Source organism: Chryseobacterium cucumeris, from assembly GCF_016775705.1.
Classification (GTDB): domain Bacteria; phylum Bacteroidota; class Bacteroidia; order Flavobacteriales; family Weeksellaceae; genus Chryseobacterium; species Chryseobacterium cupriresistens.
Genome location: NZ_CP068760.1, coordinates 3,555,523 through 3,572,439, shown reverse-complemented (window position 1 = coordinate 3,572,439; position 16,917 = coordinate 3,555,523). Strand labels below are relative to the sequence as shown.

The 16,917-nt window shown below is 36.8% G+C and carries 12 protein-coding genes; 4 read left to right on the top strand and 8 right to left on the bottom strand.

The annotated features are described in order from the left end of the window. Nucleotides 1-1,413: 1,413 nt before the first annotated feature. From JNG87_RS15945 to alaS, 6 genes are all read right to left on the bottom strand, one after another. Nucleotides 1,414-2,883 (bottom strand): M20/M25/M40 family metallo-hydrolase, encoded by a 1,470-nt coding sequence (locus JNG87_RS15945; protein WP_202839516.1) that lies wholly within the window; start codon nt 2,881-2,883, stop codon nt 1,414-1,416. Nucleotides 2,884-2,891: 8 nt separating this feature from the next. After that, complete coding sequence (locus JNG87_RS15940; protein ID WP_110009324.1) at nt 2,892-3,128, bottom strand: hypothetical protein; 237 nt, start codon at nt 3,126-3,128, stop codon at nt 2,892-2,894. Nucleotides 3,129-3,203: 75 nt separating this feature from the next. Then, nucleotides 3,204-5,531: a hypothetical protein gene (locus JNG87_RS15935; RefSeq protein ID WP_238349604.1), complete on the bottom strand. Its 2,328-nt coding sequence runs from the start codon at nt 5,529-5,531 to the stop codon at nt 3,204-3,206. A gap of 307 nt (nt 5,532-5,838) precedes the next feature. Continuing rightward, entirely contained in the window at nt 5,839-7,653 is a 1,815-nt protein-coding gene (locus JNG87_RS15930) for a cytochrome-c peroxidase (protein WP_202839512.1), read from the bottom strand. Between the two features lie 70 nt (nt 7,654-7,723). After that, on the bottom strand, nt 7,724-9,199 hold the full coding sequence (locus JNG87_RS15925) for a hypothetical protein (RefSeq protein ID WP_202839510.1): 1,476 nt from the start codon (nt 9,197-9,199) through the stop codon (nt 7,724-7,726). A 392-nt stretch (nt 9,200-9,591) separates the two neighbouring features. Beyond that, a complete protein-coding gene (gene alaS, locus JNG87_RS15920; RefSeq protein ID WP_202839508.1) occupies nt 9,592-12,195 on the bottom strand; it encodes an alanine--tRNA ligase in 2,604 nt (867 codons plus the stop codon). 254 nt (nt 12,196-12,449) lie between these two features. Here alaS and JNG87_RS15915 point away from each other — a divergent pair, with 254 nt between their 5' ends. The 4 genes from JNG87_RS15915 to msrB all read left to right on the top strand — a co-directional run bounded on the left by JNG87_RS15915 (nt 12,450) and on the right by msrB (nt 14,917). Then, complete coding sequence (locus JNG87_RS15915; protein WP_202839506.1) at nt 12,450-13,004, top strand: sigma-70 family RNA polymerase sigma factor; 555 nt, start codon at nt 12,450-12,452, stop codon at nt 13,002-13,004. 6 nt (nt 13,005-13,010) lie between these two features. Beyond that, nucleotides 13,011-13,280 (top strand): hypothetical protein, encoded by a 270-nt coding sequence (locus JNG87_RS15910; RefSeq protein WP_202839503.1) that lies wholly within the window; start codon nt 13,011-13,013, stop codon nt 13,278-13,280. Nucleotides 13,281-13,358: 78 nt separating this feature from the next. Continuing rightward, on the top strand, nt 13,359-13,802 hold the full coding sequence (locus tag JNG87_RS15905; RefSeq protein WP_202839502.1) for a DUF417 family protein: 444 nt from the start codon (nt 13,359-13,361) through the stop codon (nt 13,800-13,802). 17 nt (nt 13,803-13,819) lie between these two features. After that, nucleotides 13,820-14,917: a peptide-methionine (R)-S-oxide reductase MsrB gene (gene msrB / locus JNG87_RS15900; RefSeq protein WP_202839500.1), complete on the top strand. Its 1,098-nt coding sequence runs from the start codon at nt 13,820-13,822 to the stop codon at nt 14,915-14,917. A gap of 168 nt (nt 14,918-15,085) precedes the next feature. Here msrB and JNG87_RS15895 read toward each other — a convergent pair whose 3' ends face one another. Both JNG87_RS15895 and JNG87_RS15890 read right to left on the bottom strand, forming a co-directional pair. After that, nucleotides 15,086-15,931 (bottom strand): ABC transporter permease, encoded by an 846-nt coding sequence (locus tag JNG87_RS15895; protein WP_202839492.1) that lies wholly within the window; start codon nt 15,929-15,931, stop codon nt 15,086-15,088. A 2-nt stretch (nt 15,932-15,933) separates the two neighbouring features. Next, nucleotides 15,934-16,836, bottom strand: coding sequence for an ABC transporter ATP-binding protein (locus JNG87_RS15890; RefSeq protein ID WP_202839490.1), 903 nt, complete (start codon nt 16,834-16,836; stop codon nt 15,934-15,936). Nucleotides 16,837-16,917 lie beyond the last annotated feature (81 nt).

The following is a 16,917-nucleotide window of genomic DNA, read 5'->3' as shown; positions in this document are numbered from 1 at the left end:
TTCCTTATGTTTCTGGCAATTTCAAAGGACAGAAGAAAGTGAAGCGTTAAGAAAATGAATTCTGTGAACGTTAAAAAAACTCTGGTGTTTGAGTGCGGGACAACCTATGATTCTAAACATAGACTGTTTCCGCACGAGTTTAGAGTTTTTAGAGAACAGATTTTATTTTTAGCTGAAGTTTCTGAGTCTTGAATTTTTGATTCTTTTGTTTCAAGACAAAAGAAGTAGATTAAAAATAATTTTTCGAACCATTAAGAATAATAAAGTTTTTAAGAATAGTGAAGAAAACATCTTCGATATTTAGTAAGCAGGATGGCTTCAGTGATGAAAAAAAGCTTCACAATTTTTGTGAAGCTTTTATGTTTCTGGCAATATCAAATGACATAAGAAAGTGAAGCGTTAAGAAAATGAATTCTGTGAACGTTAAAAAAACTCTATTGTTTGAGTGCGGGACAAAATATGATTCTAAACATAGATCGTTTCCGCACGAGTTTAGAGTTTTTAGAGAACAGATTTCATTTTTAGCTGAAGTTTCTGAGTCTTGAATTTTTGATTCTTTTGTTTCAAGACAAAAGAAGTAGATTAAAAATAATTTTTCGAACCATTAAGAATAATAAAGTTTTTAAGAATAGTTAAGGATAATATCTTTCGATATTTATTAAGTAAGGTGCTTCATTCAAATTTATTTGAAACTTAACTTTCCTTATCATCTAAATTCCTCTTAATGGTTTAAAATCCTATTCAATATTAAATTATTTCGTACACAAATCAGATTCTAAAAACACAATGATGACAAAAGCTTCACAAACATTGTGAAGCTTTTGTATTTTTGGCAATATCCAATGACATAGGAAACTGAAGCGTTAAGAAAATGAATTCTGTGAACGTTAAAAAAACTCTAATGTTTGAGTGCGGGACAAAATATGATTCTAAACATAGACTGTTTCCGCACGAGTTTAGAGTTTTTAGAGAACAGATTTTATTTTTAGCTGAAGTTTCTGAGTCTTGAATTTTTGATTCTTTTGTTTCAAGACAAAAGAAGTAGATTAAAAATAATTTTTCGAACCATTAAGAATAATAAAGTTTTTAAGAATAGTGAAGAAAACATCTTCGATATTTAGTAATCAGGATGGCTTCAGTGATGAAAAAAAGCTTCACAATTTTTGTGAAGCTTTTATGTTTCTGGCAATATCAAATGACATAAGAAAGTGAAGCGTTAAGAAAATGAATTCTGTGAACGTTAAAAAAACTCTATTGTTTGAGTGCGGGACAAAATATGATTCTAAACATAGATCGTTTCCGCACGAGTTTAGAGTTTTTAGAGAACAGATTTCATTTTTAGCTGAAGTTTCTAAGTCTTGAATTTTTGTTTCTTTTGTTTCAAGACAAAAGAAATATAATTCTTTTTATAAATTATCTTTCAAGCGAAAAATTCGAAATTACTTTCGGACGTTCAGCTTCATTAGCTACTTTCCAGGATGTTCTGTACATCCATTCCGTCATTTTATACAGCTTTTTGTAATTGATATTTTCTGATTCATCCTGCGGGGTATGGTACTGATCATGCAGAACACTGGTAAAGAATACAGCAGGAATGCCAATTTTAGCATATGGAAGATGATCACTTCTGAAATAGAAATACTCAGCATGGCTTGGAGAATCCCAATCTTTAAGGTATTTGAACTTTGTACTTTCATTGTTGGCATCTTCGGCCATTTTTACCAGCTCTTCAGAATTTTTGTGAGGAGCATTTCCTCCTAATAAAGCAGCTTCATTATTGTCATTTCTCCCGATCATGTCACCATTCAGTACGGCTACAATTTTTTCTTTCGGAACAACAGGATGGGCTGCATGCCATCTTGAACCCAGTAATCCTCTTTCTTCAGCGCCATGGAAAACAAAAAGGATGCTTCTTTTTCCCGGCTGTTTTTTGTAAGCTCTGGCCATTGCTAACATGGCAACACAAGTACTGGCGTTATCATCAGCACCGTTGTAGATCGTGTCATTCTTTACAGGATGTCTGATCCCGTCATGATCCTGGTGTCCGCTTAACAGAACATATTCATTTTTAAGAACAGGATCTGTACCATCAATTTTTCCGATAATATTTACTGAAGGGTATTTGTAAGTTTCAGTGATCAGGTTCAGAGAAGCTTTAGGATTGTTTTTTACCCAGCTGGCATTTTCTCTTTTGATCCACACAACAGGAATATTATTGGTGATTTTTTCTCTTAATCCTTCTACGCCATAGCTTCCTCTTGTCATTTGAGGCAGTACTTCTACCCAGCTTTGCTCGGAGATATCATCGGTGATGAAGATAATGGCTTTGGCTCCCAGTTCAGAAGCTTTCTTGTAATATTTATTTCTTACAAATCCGGGATATCTTCTTACAAAAAGAGTCATATCCTTAGAAATATTTTTGTCGGATGCGTTTACTGCAAGAACTTTCCCTTTGATATTCAATTTCACAAGCTCTTCAGGTTCTGCGTTTCCGGCATATACAACTTCAGCGTCTACAGAAGCATTTACAGGTTCTGCAACCAGAAAATCCTTCCATAATTTTAAACTGTTATCTCCGATTTTCAGGGTGCTTTGCGGGATCACCTGATGTCTGTACATATCAAAGAACTGGAAAAATGTTCCATTATCTCCGGCAGGTTTCATTCCGGCTTCCTTGGCTTTATCAGCCAGCCACATAGAGACTTTCAATTCATCCAGTGTTCCGGCTTCGCGTCCCCAGAACTGGTCTGCAGCAAGCTGATACATATCGGTGCGGAGATCAGATTCTTTGATAGCAGAAACAAGAGGCTTCTTATAATTCTGAGCATTTCCAAAGGCAAATAAAAAAAGCCCAAGGAGAGAAAAAACATAATTTCTATTCATAAGAACTCTTAATTGAAGTTAGCCAATTTCTCTGAAAACTGTTTTGAAAACTCTTTTCTGTCTTCTTCCAGTTTTTCCTGTGTAGAAGGTAGAATATAATTAAAAAGGATCTTGTCTTCATGGTCTAAAAAGATAATTTCCTTTTCATTTCCATCGATCATCTGTGAGAAAATTTCCCACATCGGAGTGTCTTTTAATTTTAATAATTCAAAAAACTGTTCTGCTTTGATTTCGATTTTCTGCATGTTCTTTTTTATATAGTATCGTTGAATATTTCTGAATTCTCATCCAAAAATAAAGATTTTGTATTGGAAAGAGTATTAAAACTCAAGAAACTTCAGCTTAAATTGGATGGCGAAGTTTTCTTTGAAATGTGGCGTTGCATAATAACCCACTCTGTAGAATACCCCAAGATTAAAATAGCTGGAAAGGAAATTATTCCATTCCACACCGACTTCCTGATACAGGTGATCCAGTTTTCTGAATTTAAACTGGTGGTATTCCGGATGTTTCATATCTCCGATAGTTCCTCTTAAGACAAAGTCAAAGCTGGAAACATTGTGTCCGAAACTTTTCAGATACCATGGAAGTTTATGCGTAAAGTAGTATGCAACAAATCTGTCATTATAGTATTTCCCACCTTCCAGTGTTGCAAACCCAAGATAAGAAGTAAGGTTAAAATTAAAATCTTTGCCCGGAGACGCCAGTCCGTTCATCGTAAAGTTTTTCCAGATAGGTGCCCCACCAAGAACAAGACCTCCATATAATCGGAATCCTGTAGTTCCGATCGGTGTTTTGAAATTATGAACAAACAAACCATCAAAACGGGAATAATTAAAATCCCCCTGCAGTATTTTGTAACTCTGCTCATAATTAAAATACAGTTCAGGATATTTCTGATCAATCAGAGATTTTCCCTGAGGGGTCATAATATTGGTAGAATTCGGAGAATATTTCAGGGTGAAAAGGGTATTGAAGTTTCTGTAAGATGTTCCCCGGTCTCTGAACTGATAATCGAATTCAGCTTCTTCTGTATTTCTTCTTACAGCAAGAGCAACGGTAAGTCCGTTGGTGACATCGTTCAGGTAAGATAATGACATTCCTTTAAAGTGGAAATACCGGTCATTATTCAGATTATTCCCGAAGTTCATCATTCTCATCTTGAAATTCCACATTTTTCGGTTGAATTCTCCGGATGCTGTCACATCATCATACACTTCAAATCTGAAAAAGGAATTCTTTTCCAGTGTGGTTTTCATATCAAGCCCCATTCCGTACTTCCATTTTCGGTCTTTCACACCATATGCAAAATAGTAGTCCGGTGAAAAATAAGGGTTGAAATTTTCATTCAGCTTGGCTTTTAAACCTAATCTGAAACCTTCATAGGAGTTATAATTGACAATTTCATCCACAGCAAAATCTACAGAACCGACTCTGATCTGTCCGTTCAGTAAACCTGATAAAATCTGTGCTTTGCTGTCGATTTTATATTTTTTACCTAAACTGTCGATGGTTTTATAGGTATTTTGTTCCCTTTCGGTAAGGGGATCTGTCCTGTAGCGGTCCAGAGATTGGCCGTCAATATTTTTTACCGAGAAAGTATAGCCTTTAAAATCCTTTGGATCTTCTTCAATAGGAGATTCGAAATCAAAATACTTTGAGGTAAGGAAAGCATAGGTCCCGAAGCTTTTTTTGTCTTTCTTATCATCGGCATGCACTTTGTCATCCATGGCCATTTTACCCATTTTAAGCTTGGCTTTTTCATGAGCAAGGAACCATTTATTATTGTAGAATACCCAGGTACTGGTAATAATTCCTTCGTTTTTATTTTTACTGAAATTCTCAATTTTTTTGATTCCGTACGTTTCGGTATCTACATAAATAGCACCGTTATACTTTCGTTTTCTGTCCGGCTTTTTGTAATTTACCTCACGGAAGCGGATCACAAAGTTTTTCCTTCCGTCAAGGGTAACGGTATCTGAAAGAAAGAATCTGTACAGCCCTCTGTTTTCGGGTTTTATCTGTTCGGGAACAACATCCCTGTTACTTTGCTGGAGCGCAATCATTTCGTAAATAGGCTGCTTCAGACCGGAGATTCTGTTGTCCAGAATATTGATCTTTTCACCATACTTCTTGGAGTACAAAAACTCCTGAGCCCTTTCCCAAAGGAAGAGTTTACTTTTTGAAAATATTTTTCTTGCGTTGATATTATTCAGCGAGTCTTTTTCTCTTTTTTTCTTGAAAATGTTTAAATCATTAAAATACTGATTAAACTGAGAAAGACTGTCCTCATCAATATCCAGAGAGATTTTTTCGTAGGATTTGTAAGAATAGGAACCTAAACTTTTGGGTGAGTTTTCTTTGAATAATTTATTGACTTTTTTAAGAATTTCCAGAGCCCTGGGATCACTTTTGTCTTCAATAACAACCGCTTCAATATTGGTTGTCTGTGATGTTTTTTTAAGCAGGGAAACTTCCATGCTGCTTTCTACGGTAAGGGTTTCTTTCTGATAAGATTCAGCATCTATATCAATGTTTTTGCATCCGGTTTTAAACTCCAGAATACCCTGTTCATTGGTGTATCCGATAACTGTATTGTCACAGGATACCTTTGCTTTATAGACAGGCTTTTGACTGGCGTCATCCACAACCTTAATTTTTGATTGTGAATACCCCAAAAAGCAGATCAGAAAAAATAGTAACAGTAAACCCCTTTTCATGTAAAAAAACTACGTCAAAAATAATGATATTTATTCTTGTAGAAAAGTTTTTAACAGAGTATAACATTGATTTAATCTAATGTTTTCATGGAAGTTCCAAAGGTAAAATCAAACAAAGAAATGAGCCGCATAGCCTTTCTGTATTTTAAAGGAATTTTCAAATAAAAAAACTCCTTAGCAATTAAGATTCAGGAGTTTTGTGGTTTTTCGTTGTTTTGTGTTTTAGAATCGTCTTTTATTGATCATTGAGCGCTTTCATAAACTCAATAATATCATCAACTTCTTGATCGGTAAGCTGTAACGGTGCGTCGGAAAGTGTCTGATTTTCCAGTTTAAATCCAAAAGCTTTTCCACCACCTTTGTTGTAAAAATTCATCACTTCTTTCAGGGTTTTATATCCTCCGTTGTGCATATAAGGAGCTGTTTTGCTAATATTTCTAAGTGTTGGCGTTTTAAAGGAATGCTGCAGGGAAGGAACTGTTTCATGGAATTTTCCCCGTCCCGGATCCGTGTCAAATGCTTTATTTTCTCCGTTCACTGCTGCTCCCAGGACTTCCTGTTCTGTTTTTTTGAAATTCGGAGGAACCGTTCCATTGAATAAGGGAAGGAAATGACAGATGGCACATTGGGCTTTTCCCACAAAAAGATTGAAACCGCGCTTTTGATTGTCTGTCATCGCTGATTTATTTCCTCTCATATATTCATCAAAATCTGAATTGAATTTTGCGAGCGAACGAATATAGCTCGCCAATACATTCTGAAGCTGCCAGACCTCTGTTTTTTGGGAGTGATAAATTTTTTTGAATGCGGCCTGATAATTTTTATCCTGATTGATTTTGGCAAGAATGATATTCAGGTCACCGTGCATTTCTTCTTTATTGGAGATCACATCTGAGCTTTGTCCTTCCAGATCATCCTTTCTCATATCCCAAAACTGGCCATGCTGATAGCCTGCATAGTTGAGTGAAGGTGTATTTCTCGCCAGTTCTGAATTTTCAAGGGACATTGCTCTGGCTAGACCGTCTGTAAATGCTTTATCTGGAATATGGCATGTTGCACAGCTTCGGTTATTGCTGTTGGATAATATTTTATCATTAAAAAGTTGATGTCCAAGAGCTGCCTTTTCTTCAGAGTAGGCGTATTCTTTTCCGGGAGTGAAAGCATTAGGATTAAAAGCATTTTTACTAAAGAATGTAGCTGCATTTTTGTTTAAAGCAGTGGTTACCTCAACATCAGGAATGTTCTCCTGCTTTTTAAAATCAAGCATCAAAGTTGTGATTCTATTCAGATGATCCGGAATGAAATTGACATAATCAAATGTGTTTTTGTCGGCGTTTTTCTTCAGTACATTAATGGCTGAACTGATCTCTGCCACAAGACTTTTTAATGCTTTATTTTTCGAACGGTGAGTAGAGATTTGTTCCAAAGTTTCTTTAATTCCTTGCAGAGAAGATGGCATTTCCTGTAAAAATGTTCCCGAAACCGGAGTGTCAAAACCTGAAATTCCCAGACTGGAAATTCTGAAAGTCTCCTGTCTAAGTGCATCAAAAACCTGGTCTTTACTGATGGTAATGACCTGAAAGTTGGTATCAATGGTATTACTTTTATTGATGAGCTTATTAAGCATCCGGATTACTTCTTCTTTATTCGCTTTTTCGTAAGGGTAGAACATCTCTTCCAGCACCTGTAAGCCTTCAGGTTCTATTTCAGTATGTTCATCCATTTCTATTTCGGGAAGGGCAGGGCCGTTGATAAACCTTGCAGAGTGGGGAAGGAAGTATTCTACAGCCCATTCCATTTTTTTGTATGTTTTTCGGATATCCTGGAATTTCTCCTGAAGAAGTTTTTCATCAGCATCTTTAGCAACAAGAGCCTTCAGTTCATTGATCTGTTTTTCAAAATCAGCATTGGTTTTGATGATCCTGTTTTTTACAGAACCAAGATCTTCGTATATGGGCTGCTGCTTATCATTTTTGCAATGGTAAAGCGTAAAAAGTGCTGCTGCACAGTATAAGAAAAGGAGTATCGGGTATTTTGAAAGTTTACTCATAAGTATGAAAAAGTATCAACAGAGGTTTTCTATTGATACTTTAATTGAATTTGATATGAAGGAATTAAAACTATTTTTCTACGTTTCTGATGATAACAATCTGTCCGCCTTCTTTGTTGGCGTTGATTCCGGAACCGTCAGGATTTTTGAATTTATCCAGCTGCCATGTATGAGAATGGATATTCACAGAGAAGGTATTAGGGATTCCGATGATGTCTGAAATATCAACCATTGCCCCGAACTCCCATGAACCGTACTTCTGCAGATCTCCGGATTGGTTGTATGCTGTCTGCCATGCAGAGTCACCTCTGTTGTGCCTCATATTCAGCCACGGTTTGTATTGTTTGGTGGCAATATTCAGCTGCCAGATATAAGAATCGTGATTGGCATTTTTGTAATAAGAATCTCCGTCTTCCTGGATGTATACAAAGTTTTCAGTTACACATAAGTTGTCAGGATTGATCAGATTATTTCCCGGATTAGAATCTCCTTCAGCCACCACTTCCAGTTTTCCTGTCAGCATATTATTGGCGTTCAGAACAAGCTTGTAGACTCTTCCCCACATGGTTAATCCGGCTTTTGGATTAACACCGTCAGAAGATTCTCCGGTTGCAGTAAAGTAGATTTCTCTTCCTTTTCCAGCTCCTTTTCTGTAATCTACATCTTCCACTCTTGAAAAACGGATCGCATTATTGTCAATATTTTTCTGGTTGATTTGAGCGCCGGTAAGGTTTTTAGCGTTAGGAATTTCTACGAACTCTACGTCGTAGCTGCTTCCTTTCGTCATATCCGTTTCAGTATAGTTGCTGTTGGTTCTTTTTAAAGAATACAACTTACCGTTATCAAGATCTCCCTGTGTATCTGCTACATACATAATCAACTGTCCTGCAGACTGGTGAGAAGAAGAATAAGACTGGTCTTCACCAATGATGATATAGGTTTTTCCGTTAGAAACATCTTTAGGAAGCGGAACTGCATTTTCCATAGAAGCCTTTCCTAATGCCGGTTTTACCCTTGATTTATCAGTTGCCTGAGACACTGGTGCCAAAGGGTTTAAAGCATGTACCATACTTTCTTCACCTGATTCTCCGGCGGTAAGGAATGCACTGAAACCATGAATTTCCGGGGTTGCCAATGTAGCGGAGCATAATCTTGTCATTCCTCCGGTTCCGTTTAAGATATATTCTCCTTTTACAGGCTTAAAAGTTTTGTCTAAGTAGACTCTTGATACCGATTGCTTGATCTCATGGTTGGTAATCATCAGGTAACCGTCAGAGTTTGGATCTTTCATAAGTCCCATTCCGTCCGGCTGTCCTCCGAAAACGAAATCCGGTGAACCCGGAAGCACATCGGAACTGGAAATAAGGGTGGTTATATTTAAATTTTCAAAACCTTTCATTCCATATACGAAAGCGGGTTCTTTAGAAAAGTTTTCAAGTTTGATTTTATCATTGACAGGAGCGTCCGAGTTACCGTTGTCATCATTGCAGCCTTGAAATACAAGAGAAGCAAAGACCAGCGCTCCAATAGTTTTGTTAATTTTCATAATTACATTTTTTGAATTTCGATTATGGCAAAACTAAAGGTCTTGTATTAACTGAGTTTTAAAAAGATAAAACAAATAGTTTAAGATTAAGTAATGGTTTGTTAAGATAAGATCAATAATTAGAACGGGTATAAATAAAAAAGACTGTGATGAAATCTTAGGAATAAAGAATAGTATGGTATAGCGCAGAGTACGCAAAAGCTTTTTCATCTGCAAGAAGTAAGAATACTACACACGCTTCGTCAGAATCAATGAAGTTGATTCCCTTCATTGCTCCCTTCAATACGAAGTGCTATACGAAAAACTTTGCGTTAAGAATATAATGGTAAAACAACTCCGGCTGTCTCAAAATTGAGACAGCCGGAGTAAAAATTATAATAGAGGTTTCTATTTTAAATATTCAAAGCTTTTTGGTAAGCGTTTTCTAACCCTTCAAGGTTTTTACCACCAGCAGTAGCGAAACCTGGGTTTCCACCACCACCACCTTGGATTTCTTTAGCAAGGTCTTTTACGATAGCTCCAGCCTGGTAATCCGCAGCCAGATCATCAGAAACTCCAACGGTAATCATTGGTTTTCCGTCTGCATCAGAAAGAATAATCGTTACCGAAGACGGGATTTCTCTCTTCAGTTGGAAAACGATGTCTTTTACAGAACCTGCATCCAGAGAAGTTTTCTTTACTAAAAGCTGTTTATTGCCTTTCTGCTCATATGAATTCTTCCATTCTCCGATTTCTCCTTTTGCTTTTTCCTTTTTAAGAGCATCTACTTCAGCCTTCAATGAAGTATTTTCTTCGATCAGTTTTTCGATTGATCTTACCACATCTTTAGACTTTAATAACTGAGAAAGTTCAGTGATCTGTTTTTCAAGATTGTTGAAATACTCTTCAGATTTGTCTCCCGAAATAGCCTCAATCCTTCTGATTCCCGCAGCAGCAGAGCCTTCGGAAGTGATTTTAAAGTGCCCGATTTCGCTGGTATTTTTTACGTGAGTTCCTCCGCAAAGTTCTTTTGAACTTCCAAACTGGATCATTCTCACACTGTCACCATATTTTTCACCAAATAAAGCCATTGCTCCTTTATCCAGAGCTTCCTGAATCGGAATATTTCTGAATTCCTGTAAAGCAATACTTTCTTTGATCTTTTTATTTACTTTTTGTTCAATAAGTGCTAATTCTTCTTCTGTCATTTTGTTGAAATGAGAGAAGTCGAAACGAAGATAATCAGGACCAACATAAGAACCTTTCTGTTCTACGTGAGTTCCTAACACCTCTCTTAAAGCCTCGTGCAGAAGGTGAGTTACAGAGTGGTTGGCCTGAGAATTTTTTCTTTCGGAAGCGTTTACTTTAGCATAGAAAACAGCACCGGCATCTTTTGGAAGACCATTGATCAACGAAATAATCAATCCGTTTTCCTTCTTAGTCTCCAATACTTCAAAGCTTTCAACCGCATTTTCAAGAACACCTTTGTCTCCAACCTGTCCACCTCCTTCAGGATAGAAAGGAGAGCTGCTTAATACCACCTGGTAAAATTCTCCGTCTTTATTTTCTACCTTTCTGTATCTTGTAATATAGGTTTCGGATTCAATCTGATCATATCCTACAAAGTTTTCATCTCTTTCCTCCAAAGTGACCCAGTCGTAAACTTTCTGGGCAGAATCAGCTTTTGAACGAAGCTTCTGTTTCTCCATTTCAGCTTTGAAACCAGCTTCATCAATTGTTAATCCTTTTTCCTCAGCAATAATTCTTGTTAAGTCATCAGGGAAACCATAAGTATCATACAGTTCAAAAACTTCTTCACTTGGTAATACCTTCTGATTATTGGCAATAGTCTGCTGGATCAGTTTTTCTACTCTGATCAGACCGTTTTCAATAGTTTTTAAGAAAGAATCTTCTTCACTTTTGATCACTTCAGCAACAAGTTTTCCCTGTTTTTCGATTTCCGGGAAGAAAGTTCCCATCTGCTCCTGCAGTACAGCTACCAGTTTGTAAAGGAAAGGCTCTTTCATATCCAGGAATCGGTAAGAATAAGAAATTCCTCTTCTTAAAATTCTTCTGATAACATACCCCGCACCTCCGTTGGAAGGTAATTGTCCGTCTGCAATAGCAAAGGAAACTGCTCTGATGTGGTCTACCACAACACGGATCGCAATATCCTTTTCGTCTTGTAAAATTCCGGTATATTTTTTACCTGAAAGTTCCTCAACTTTAGCAATAAGCGGAGTGAAAACATCCGTATCATAGTTGGAAGACTTCCCTTGAAGCGCCATACAAAGACGCTCAAAGCCCATTCCCGTATCTACGTGCTGAGCAGGAAGCTTCTCTAAAGATTTATCTGCCTTTCTGTTGAATTCCATGAAAACCAGGTTCCATACTTCAACTACTTGAGGGTGGTCATTATTTACCAATTCAAGTCCGGAAACTTTCGCTTTCTCTTCAGGTGTTCTCAAGTCAACATGGATTTCTGAACACGGTCCGCATGGTCCGCTTTCACCCATTTCCCAGAAGTTATCTTTTTTATTTCCGTTGATGATTCTGTCTTCTGAAATATGAGATTTCCAGAAGTCATAAGCATCCTGGTCTCTGTCCAGATTTTCTGAAGCATCCCCTTCAAAAATCGTTACGTATAAATTTTCTTTTGGAATTCCGTATACTTCAGTCAGTAATTCCCAGGCAAAAGCAATAGCCTCTTTTTTGAAGTAATCCCCGAAAGACCAGTTTCCCAACATTTCAAACATAGTGTGGTGGTAAGTATCTCTCCCTACATCATCCAGGTCATTGTGCTTCCCTGAAACTCTCAGACACTTCTGTGTATCGGCAATTCTAGGGGCGGTAGGGGTTTTGTAGCCAAGGAAAAAATCCTTGAACTGCGTCATTCCGGAGTTGGAAAACATAAGGGTAGGGTCGTCTTTCAGCACAATAGGAGCTGAAGGAACGATTAAATGCTCCTTACTTTTAAAATAATCTAAAAATTTTTGACGTATCTCTTGTGATGTCATAGTATTGCTTTTGCTTTTTTTAGTATCAAATTTTGATAAGATGCAAATTTACTATTTTTAAGCGATTTGTAATAATTTTATGCTATGTTTTGAATGGTGCCCGGCTTTGGATATGGATGTGTCCTAAACCTCACGGGTTTTCAAAACCTGCGAGGTTTGAGACGGCTATAATTTGTAATAATCTATCTTGTTTTGCATTTTCCGGCTTAACTTACTACCTTCGCTATGATCTTAGATAAGGCAAAACACTTTCAATGACAAAAGATGAAGAGCTGAAAAGCTGGATAGAACAGTATTCAGGGCCGCTTTTGAAGCGGGCACTGTATGTACTTTCGAATAAAGAAGATGCACAGGATGTGGTTCAGGAAGTTTTTCTTGCAGCTTATTCTGCTTATGATTCTTTTGAAGGGAAAAGTAATGCGCTTACGTGGCTGATGGCTATTCTGAATAGAAAAGTTGCAGATTTTTACCGGAAAAAATACAAATCTGAACCCAATATCCGACTCGATCATTTTTTTGATGAAACAGGATCATGGAAACATAATGATGTTTTAAATAACTGGAATGTATCAGGAGAAGGGGATGAGCTTTTAGACAACAAGGATTTTAATAAAACACTCGAGGAATGTATTGAGGAATTGCCCTCCAAATGGAAGATTCTGTTGAAAATGTATTATATTGAAGAAAAAAAAGCACCGGAAGTCAGTCAGGAATTGAATGTTTCCACGACTAATCTATGGAAGATTTTGCAGAGAAGCCGCATGCAGCTCAGAGAATGTCTGGAGTTTAACTGGTTTTCAAAATCATAAGAAATCATGATACGAAGAATACTACATCTATTATTTTTACCGTGCAGTGAAGCTACTTTACTGATGGAAAAGAGGAATGCCCAATCCATATCTGCCAGAGAAAACAGGATGCTGAGCATGCACCTGATGATCTGTAAATGGTGCAGAATGTACAATGAAAAACTGGCACTTCTGGATAAAGCTTTTAAAAAGACTTTTTCTGAAAAAGAAACTGAAATTAATGATTCTGAAATTCAGGACTTTAAAAATAAAATGATCGATAAATTGAATTTCTAGGATAATTTCTGTCAGGATTGTAAAAAAGCACCGACTATACTTTTGAAAACGATAAAGTATTAACTAAAATCTTAAAATATGGTCGGAACAGTACAGGAATCAAAAAAACAATCAGCCCGAACCGGGTATTATATCTCCCTTTTTGGAGCAGCTCTTATTTTGCTGTGGATTGGCATCTTCAAATTTACGCCTACGGAGGCTGCAGCAATAAAACCTTTGGTGGAAAACCATTTCTTAACTTTTTTCGTATATAAGATTATGAGTGCCCAGGCAGTGTCAAATCTTATCGGAGTGATAGAAATTATCATTGCCTTACTCCTGATATTTAGTGCGAAATTTGCTGTACTGAAAAAGTATGCAGGGGTAGGAATGATGGTAACTTTTCTGGTGACATTAAGCTATTTGTTTACAACACCGGGAATGTGGAAAATAGTGGACGGAGTGCCTGTGACGGATTTCTTTATTCTGAAAGACCTTATGTTTTTAGGATTTGGAGTAATGATCATTCAAAATAATAAGTAATGAATAAAAAAGTAAAAATGAAGAATATATTAATTGCACTCGGAATTATTCTGGGTATAGCAGTATTTGCTTCGGAATCAGGGCTTTTCAGAAAAGCAAAGTCCAATGTGGTGGAAATAAAAAAAGAAAATGAGGAAATTATGGATAACAAGAACGTTAAAGAGATTTATTTTGCAGGTGGATGTTTCTGGGGAACAGAACATTTTTTTCAACAGATTCGTGGCGTGGTAGGAACAGAAGTTGGTTATGCCAACGGTAATACCAAAAATCCTACTTATGAAGAAGTCGTAAGCCATACAACAGGTTTCGCAGAAACCGTAAAAGTAAAATATGATCCTGAACAGGTAGATCTGAAACTATTGATTGATCTGTATTTTAAAACCATTGATCCTACAAGCAAGGATCAGCAGGGAAATGACAGAGGAAACCAGTACAGAACAGGAATTTATTTCACTGATAAAACAGATGAAGCGGTGGTAAAAGCGGAAGTTCAGAAGCTGGCAAAGAATTATCATAAACCAGTAGTCGTAGAAACTATTCCATTGAAAAATTTCTACAGAGCAGAAGACTATCATCAGGATTATCTGGATAAAAATCCAGGCGGTTACTGTCATATTGAACCGGGACTTTTTGAAATGGCCAAAAAAGCCAACCCGCTTCCAAAACCGGCTTACCAAAAGCAGGATAAAAAAGTTTTAAAAGAAAAACTGACAGCAGAACAGTATAATGTTACCCAGGAAAACGGTACCGAGAGACCTTTTCAGAATGAGTACTGGAACGAAACCCGTGAAGGAATTTATGTAGATATTACAACAGGGGAACCTTTGTTTGTCTCTACCGATAAATTTGAATCAGGATGCGGATGGCCAAGTTTTTCAAAACCGATTACCAAAGGTTTGATTGATGAAAAACTGGATCGTTCCCATGGTATGGATAGAGTAGAAGTAAGAAGTAAAACGGGGGATGCCCACTTGGGACACGTTTTCACAGACGGGCCGCAGGATAAAGGAGGACTTCGTTACTGTATCAACAGTGCTTCACTGAAATTTATTCCGAAAGCGGAAATGGAAAGCAAAGGATACGGAAAATATCTTCCGTTGTTAGATAAAAAATAATATGAAAGGAAGGCTGCCTAAAAAATGTCATTCTGAACGAAATGAAATGAAGTGAAGAATCTCATAGGTCTACTGATTAATGAGATTCTTCCTTCGTCAGAATGACAAAAGCCAAATTATTGTGCTATCTGGCAGCCTTTTATTTTGAATTCATAGTATGATTAAAATCTACCAATCTCTTTTTCTCAGAATCCAGTACGAACCGAAGATGAAAACAGCACACCATACCAGACAGGCAATAAGACTTTCCGTAGGGTAGTGGAACTCATATTTTAAGCCCATCATTTTAGCCATATTTAATCTCATCATCGGGTTAGGAATCAGGCTTGACATGCTTTCCAGCGGTAAAAGGTGCGAGATAAAAAAATCATTCTGAAGAACCTCATTTCTTTGCGGTCCCTGCATTCCCTTTACTTTTGAATACGTTTCAAGAGCGGTTAAAATTCCTTCGCTAATCCAGAAAACGAAAAGGGCAAGAAAAACAAAAACAGATTTTCTCAGTAAAATGGAAAGGAACATTAAGAAGCAAAAGAACGTAAATAGCTTCACAAAATAATTTCCAATAAAGAACATTTCAGCAAAAGCCTTGGTAGAGTCCGTTGTATTCGAATATTGATATCCCAGAAACAAAGTAATTCCCAATACAATAGCTGTTGAAACAATAGTGAAAATGCTTATCGTCAGCAATTTTGAAGTGATGAATTCCTTTCTGCTCAGTCCGTCAATCGTGTTTTGCTTGAACATTCTGTTGCTGAACTCCTGTGAAATAGAGAAAACAATGATCAGTCCAAGGAAAATTTTCAATAAAGCAACAATCCATGTGGTGAAATTCCAGATTTCCGGGAAATTATAAATTCCCTGTTCTTTTAAATTAATCGTTCCTCCAAAAACATCAAAGTCAACCAATCCAATGAAAAGTAAAGCAATAAGAATGGCGAAATAAAGTATCGTGAAAACTCTGAAAGGTTTATAGTTCAGGTTTTTGTAATATTCAAGTTTTAATAATTTGATCATGATTAATTGGTGTTTTTTACAAGTTCAAGGAATTGAGATTCAAGAGACAGTTTTTTCTTTGTTAAATGAGAAAGATAGATTCCTTTTTCAGCCAGTTTCTGATTCATTGCCGAAGCTGAAATAGAAGCGTCATCACGGATCTGAGCTTTGATAAGATCACCTTCCTGATTGATGGACGAGAACCACTGAAGTTCGTTCAACGCATTTAAAAGTAATGTGTTATTATCAGCTTTCAGCTCAAAATATCCGTTGTTGGAAGTCATTTCATCCACTCTTCCGCAGTAAATGGAATTTCCTTCCTTCAAGACAATGACATGGCTGCAGATTTTTTCAATTTCATCCAGAAGATGGCTTGCAATGATAATGGTGATTCCCTGTTTGGCAATATCACTGATGATTTCTCTGATCTGAATGATTCCTTCAGGATCCAGTCCGTTGGTCGGTTCATCCAAAATTAATACTTCCGGATTGTTCAGCATGGCAGAAGCAATAGCCAGACGCTGTTTCATTCCTAAAGAGAAAGTTTTGAAAGTATCTTTTCTTCTTTCATACAGATTAACCGTTTTCAGAACTTCGTCAATCCTTGAGTAGGGTGTTTGCTTAATTTCAGCGACAATCTTAAGATTGGTTTCTGCACTTAGATAAGGATAAAAGTTAGGCTGTTCAATAATCGCTCCGATCTTTTTTAAGGTGTCAGGATCAGTTCCTTTCTTGCCAAACCAGAACCAGTCTCCGGTCGTAGGGTTGATGGTTGAAAGCAGCATCCCGAAAGTAGTGGATTTTCCGCTTCCGTTCGGCCCCAAAAGGCCATAAACATTTCCTCTTTCGACATCAAAAGAAATATTGTTGACCACAACTCTTTTGAATTTTTTTGTCAAATTTTTTACTGATAAAATCTTTTCCATGTAATTTGTTTTACATAGTAGTAGTCTATATAAATTAGAGAATGTTACAGAATTATCATAAATCAATATTAATTTATGGAC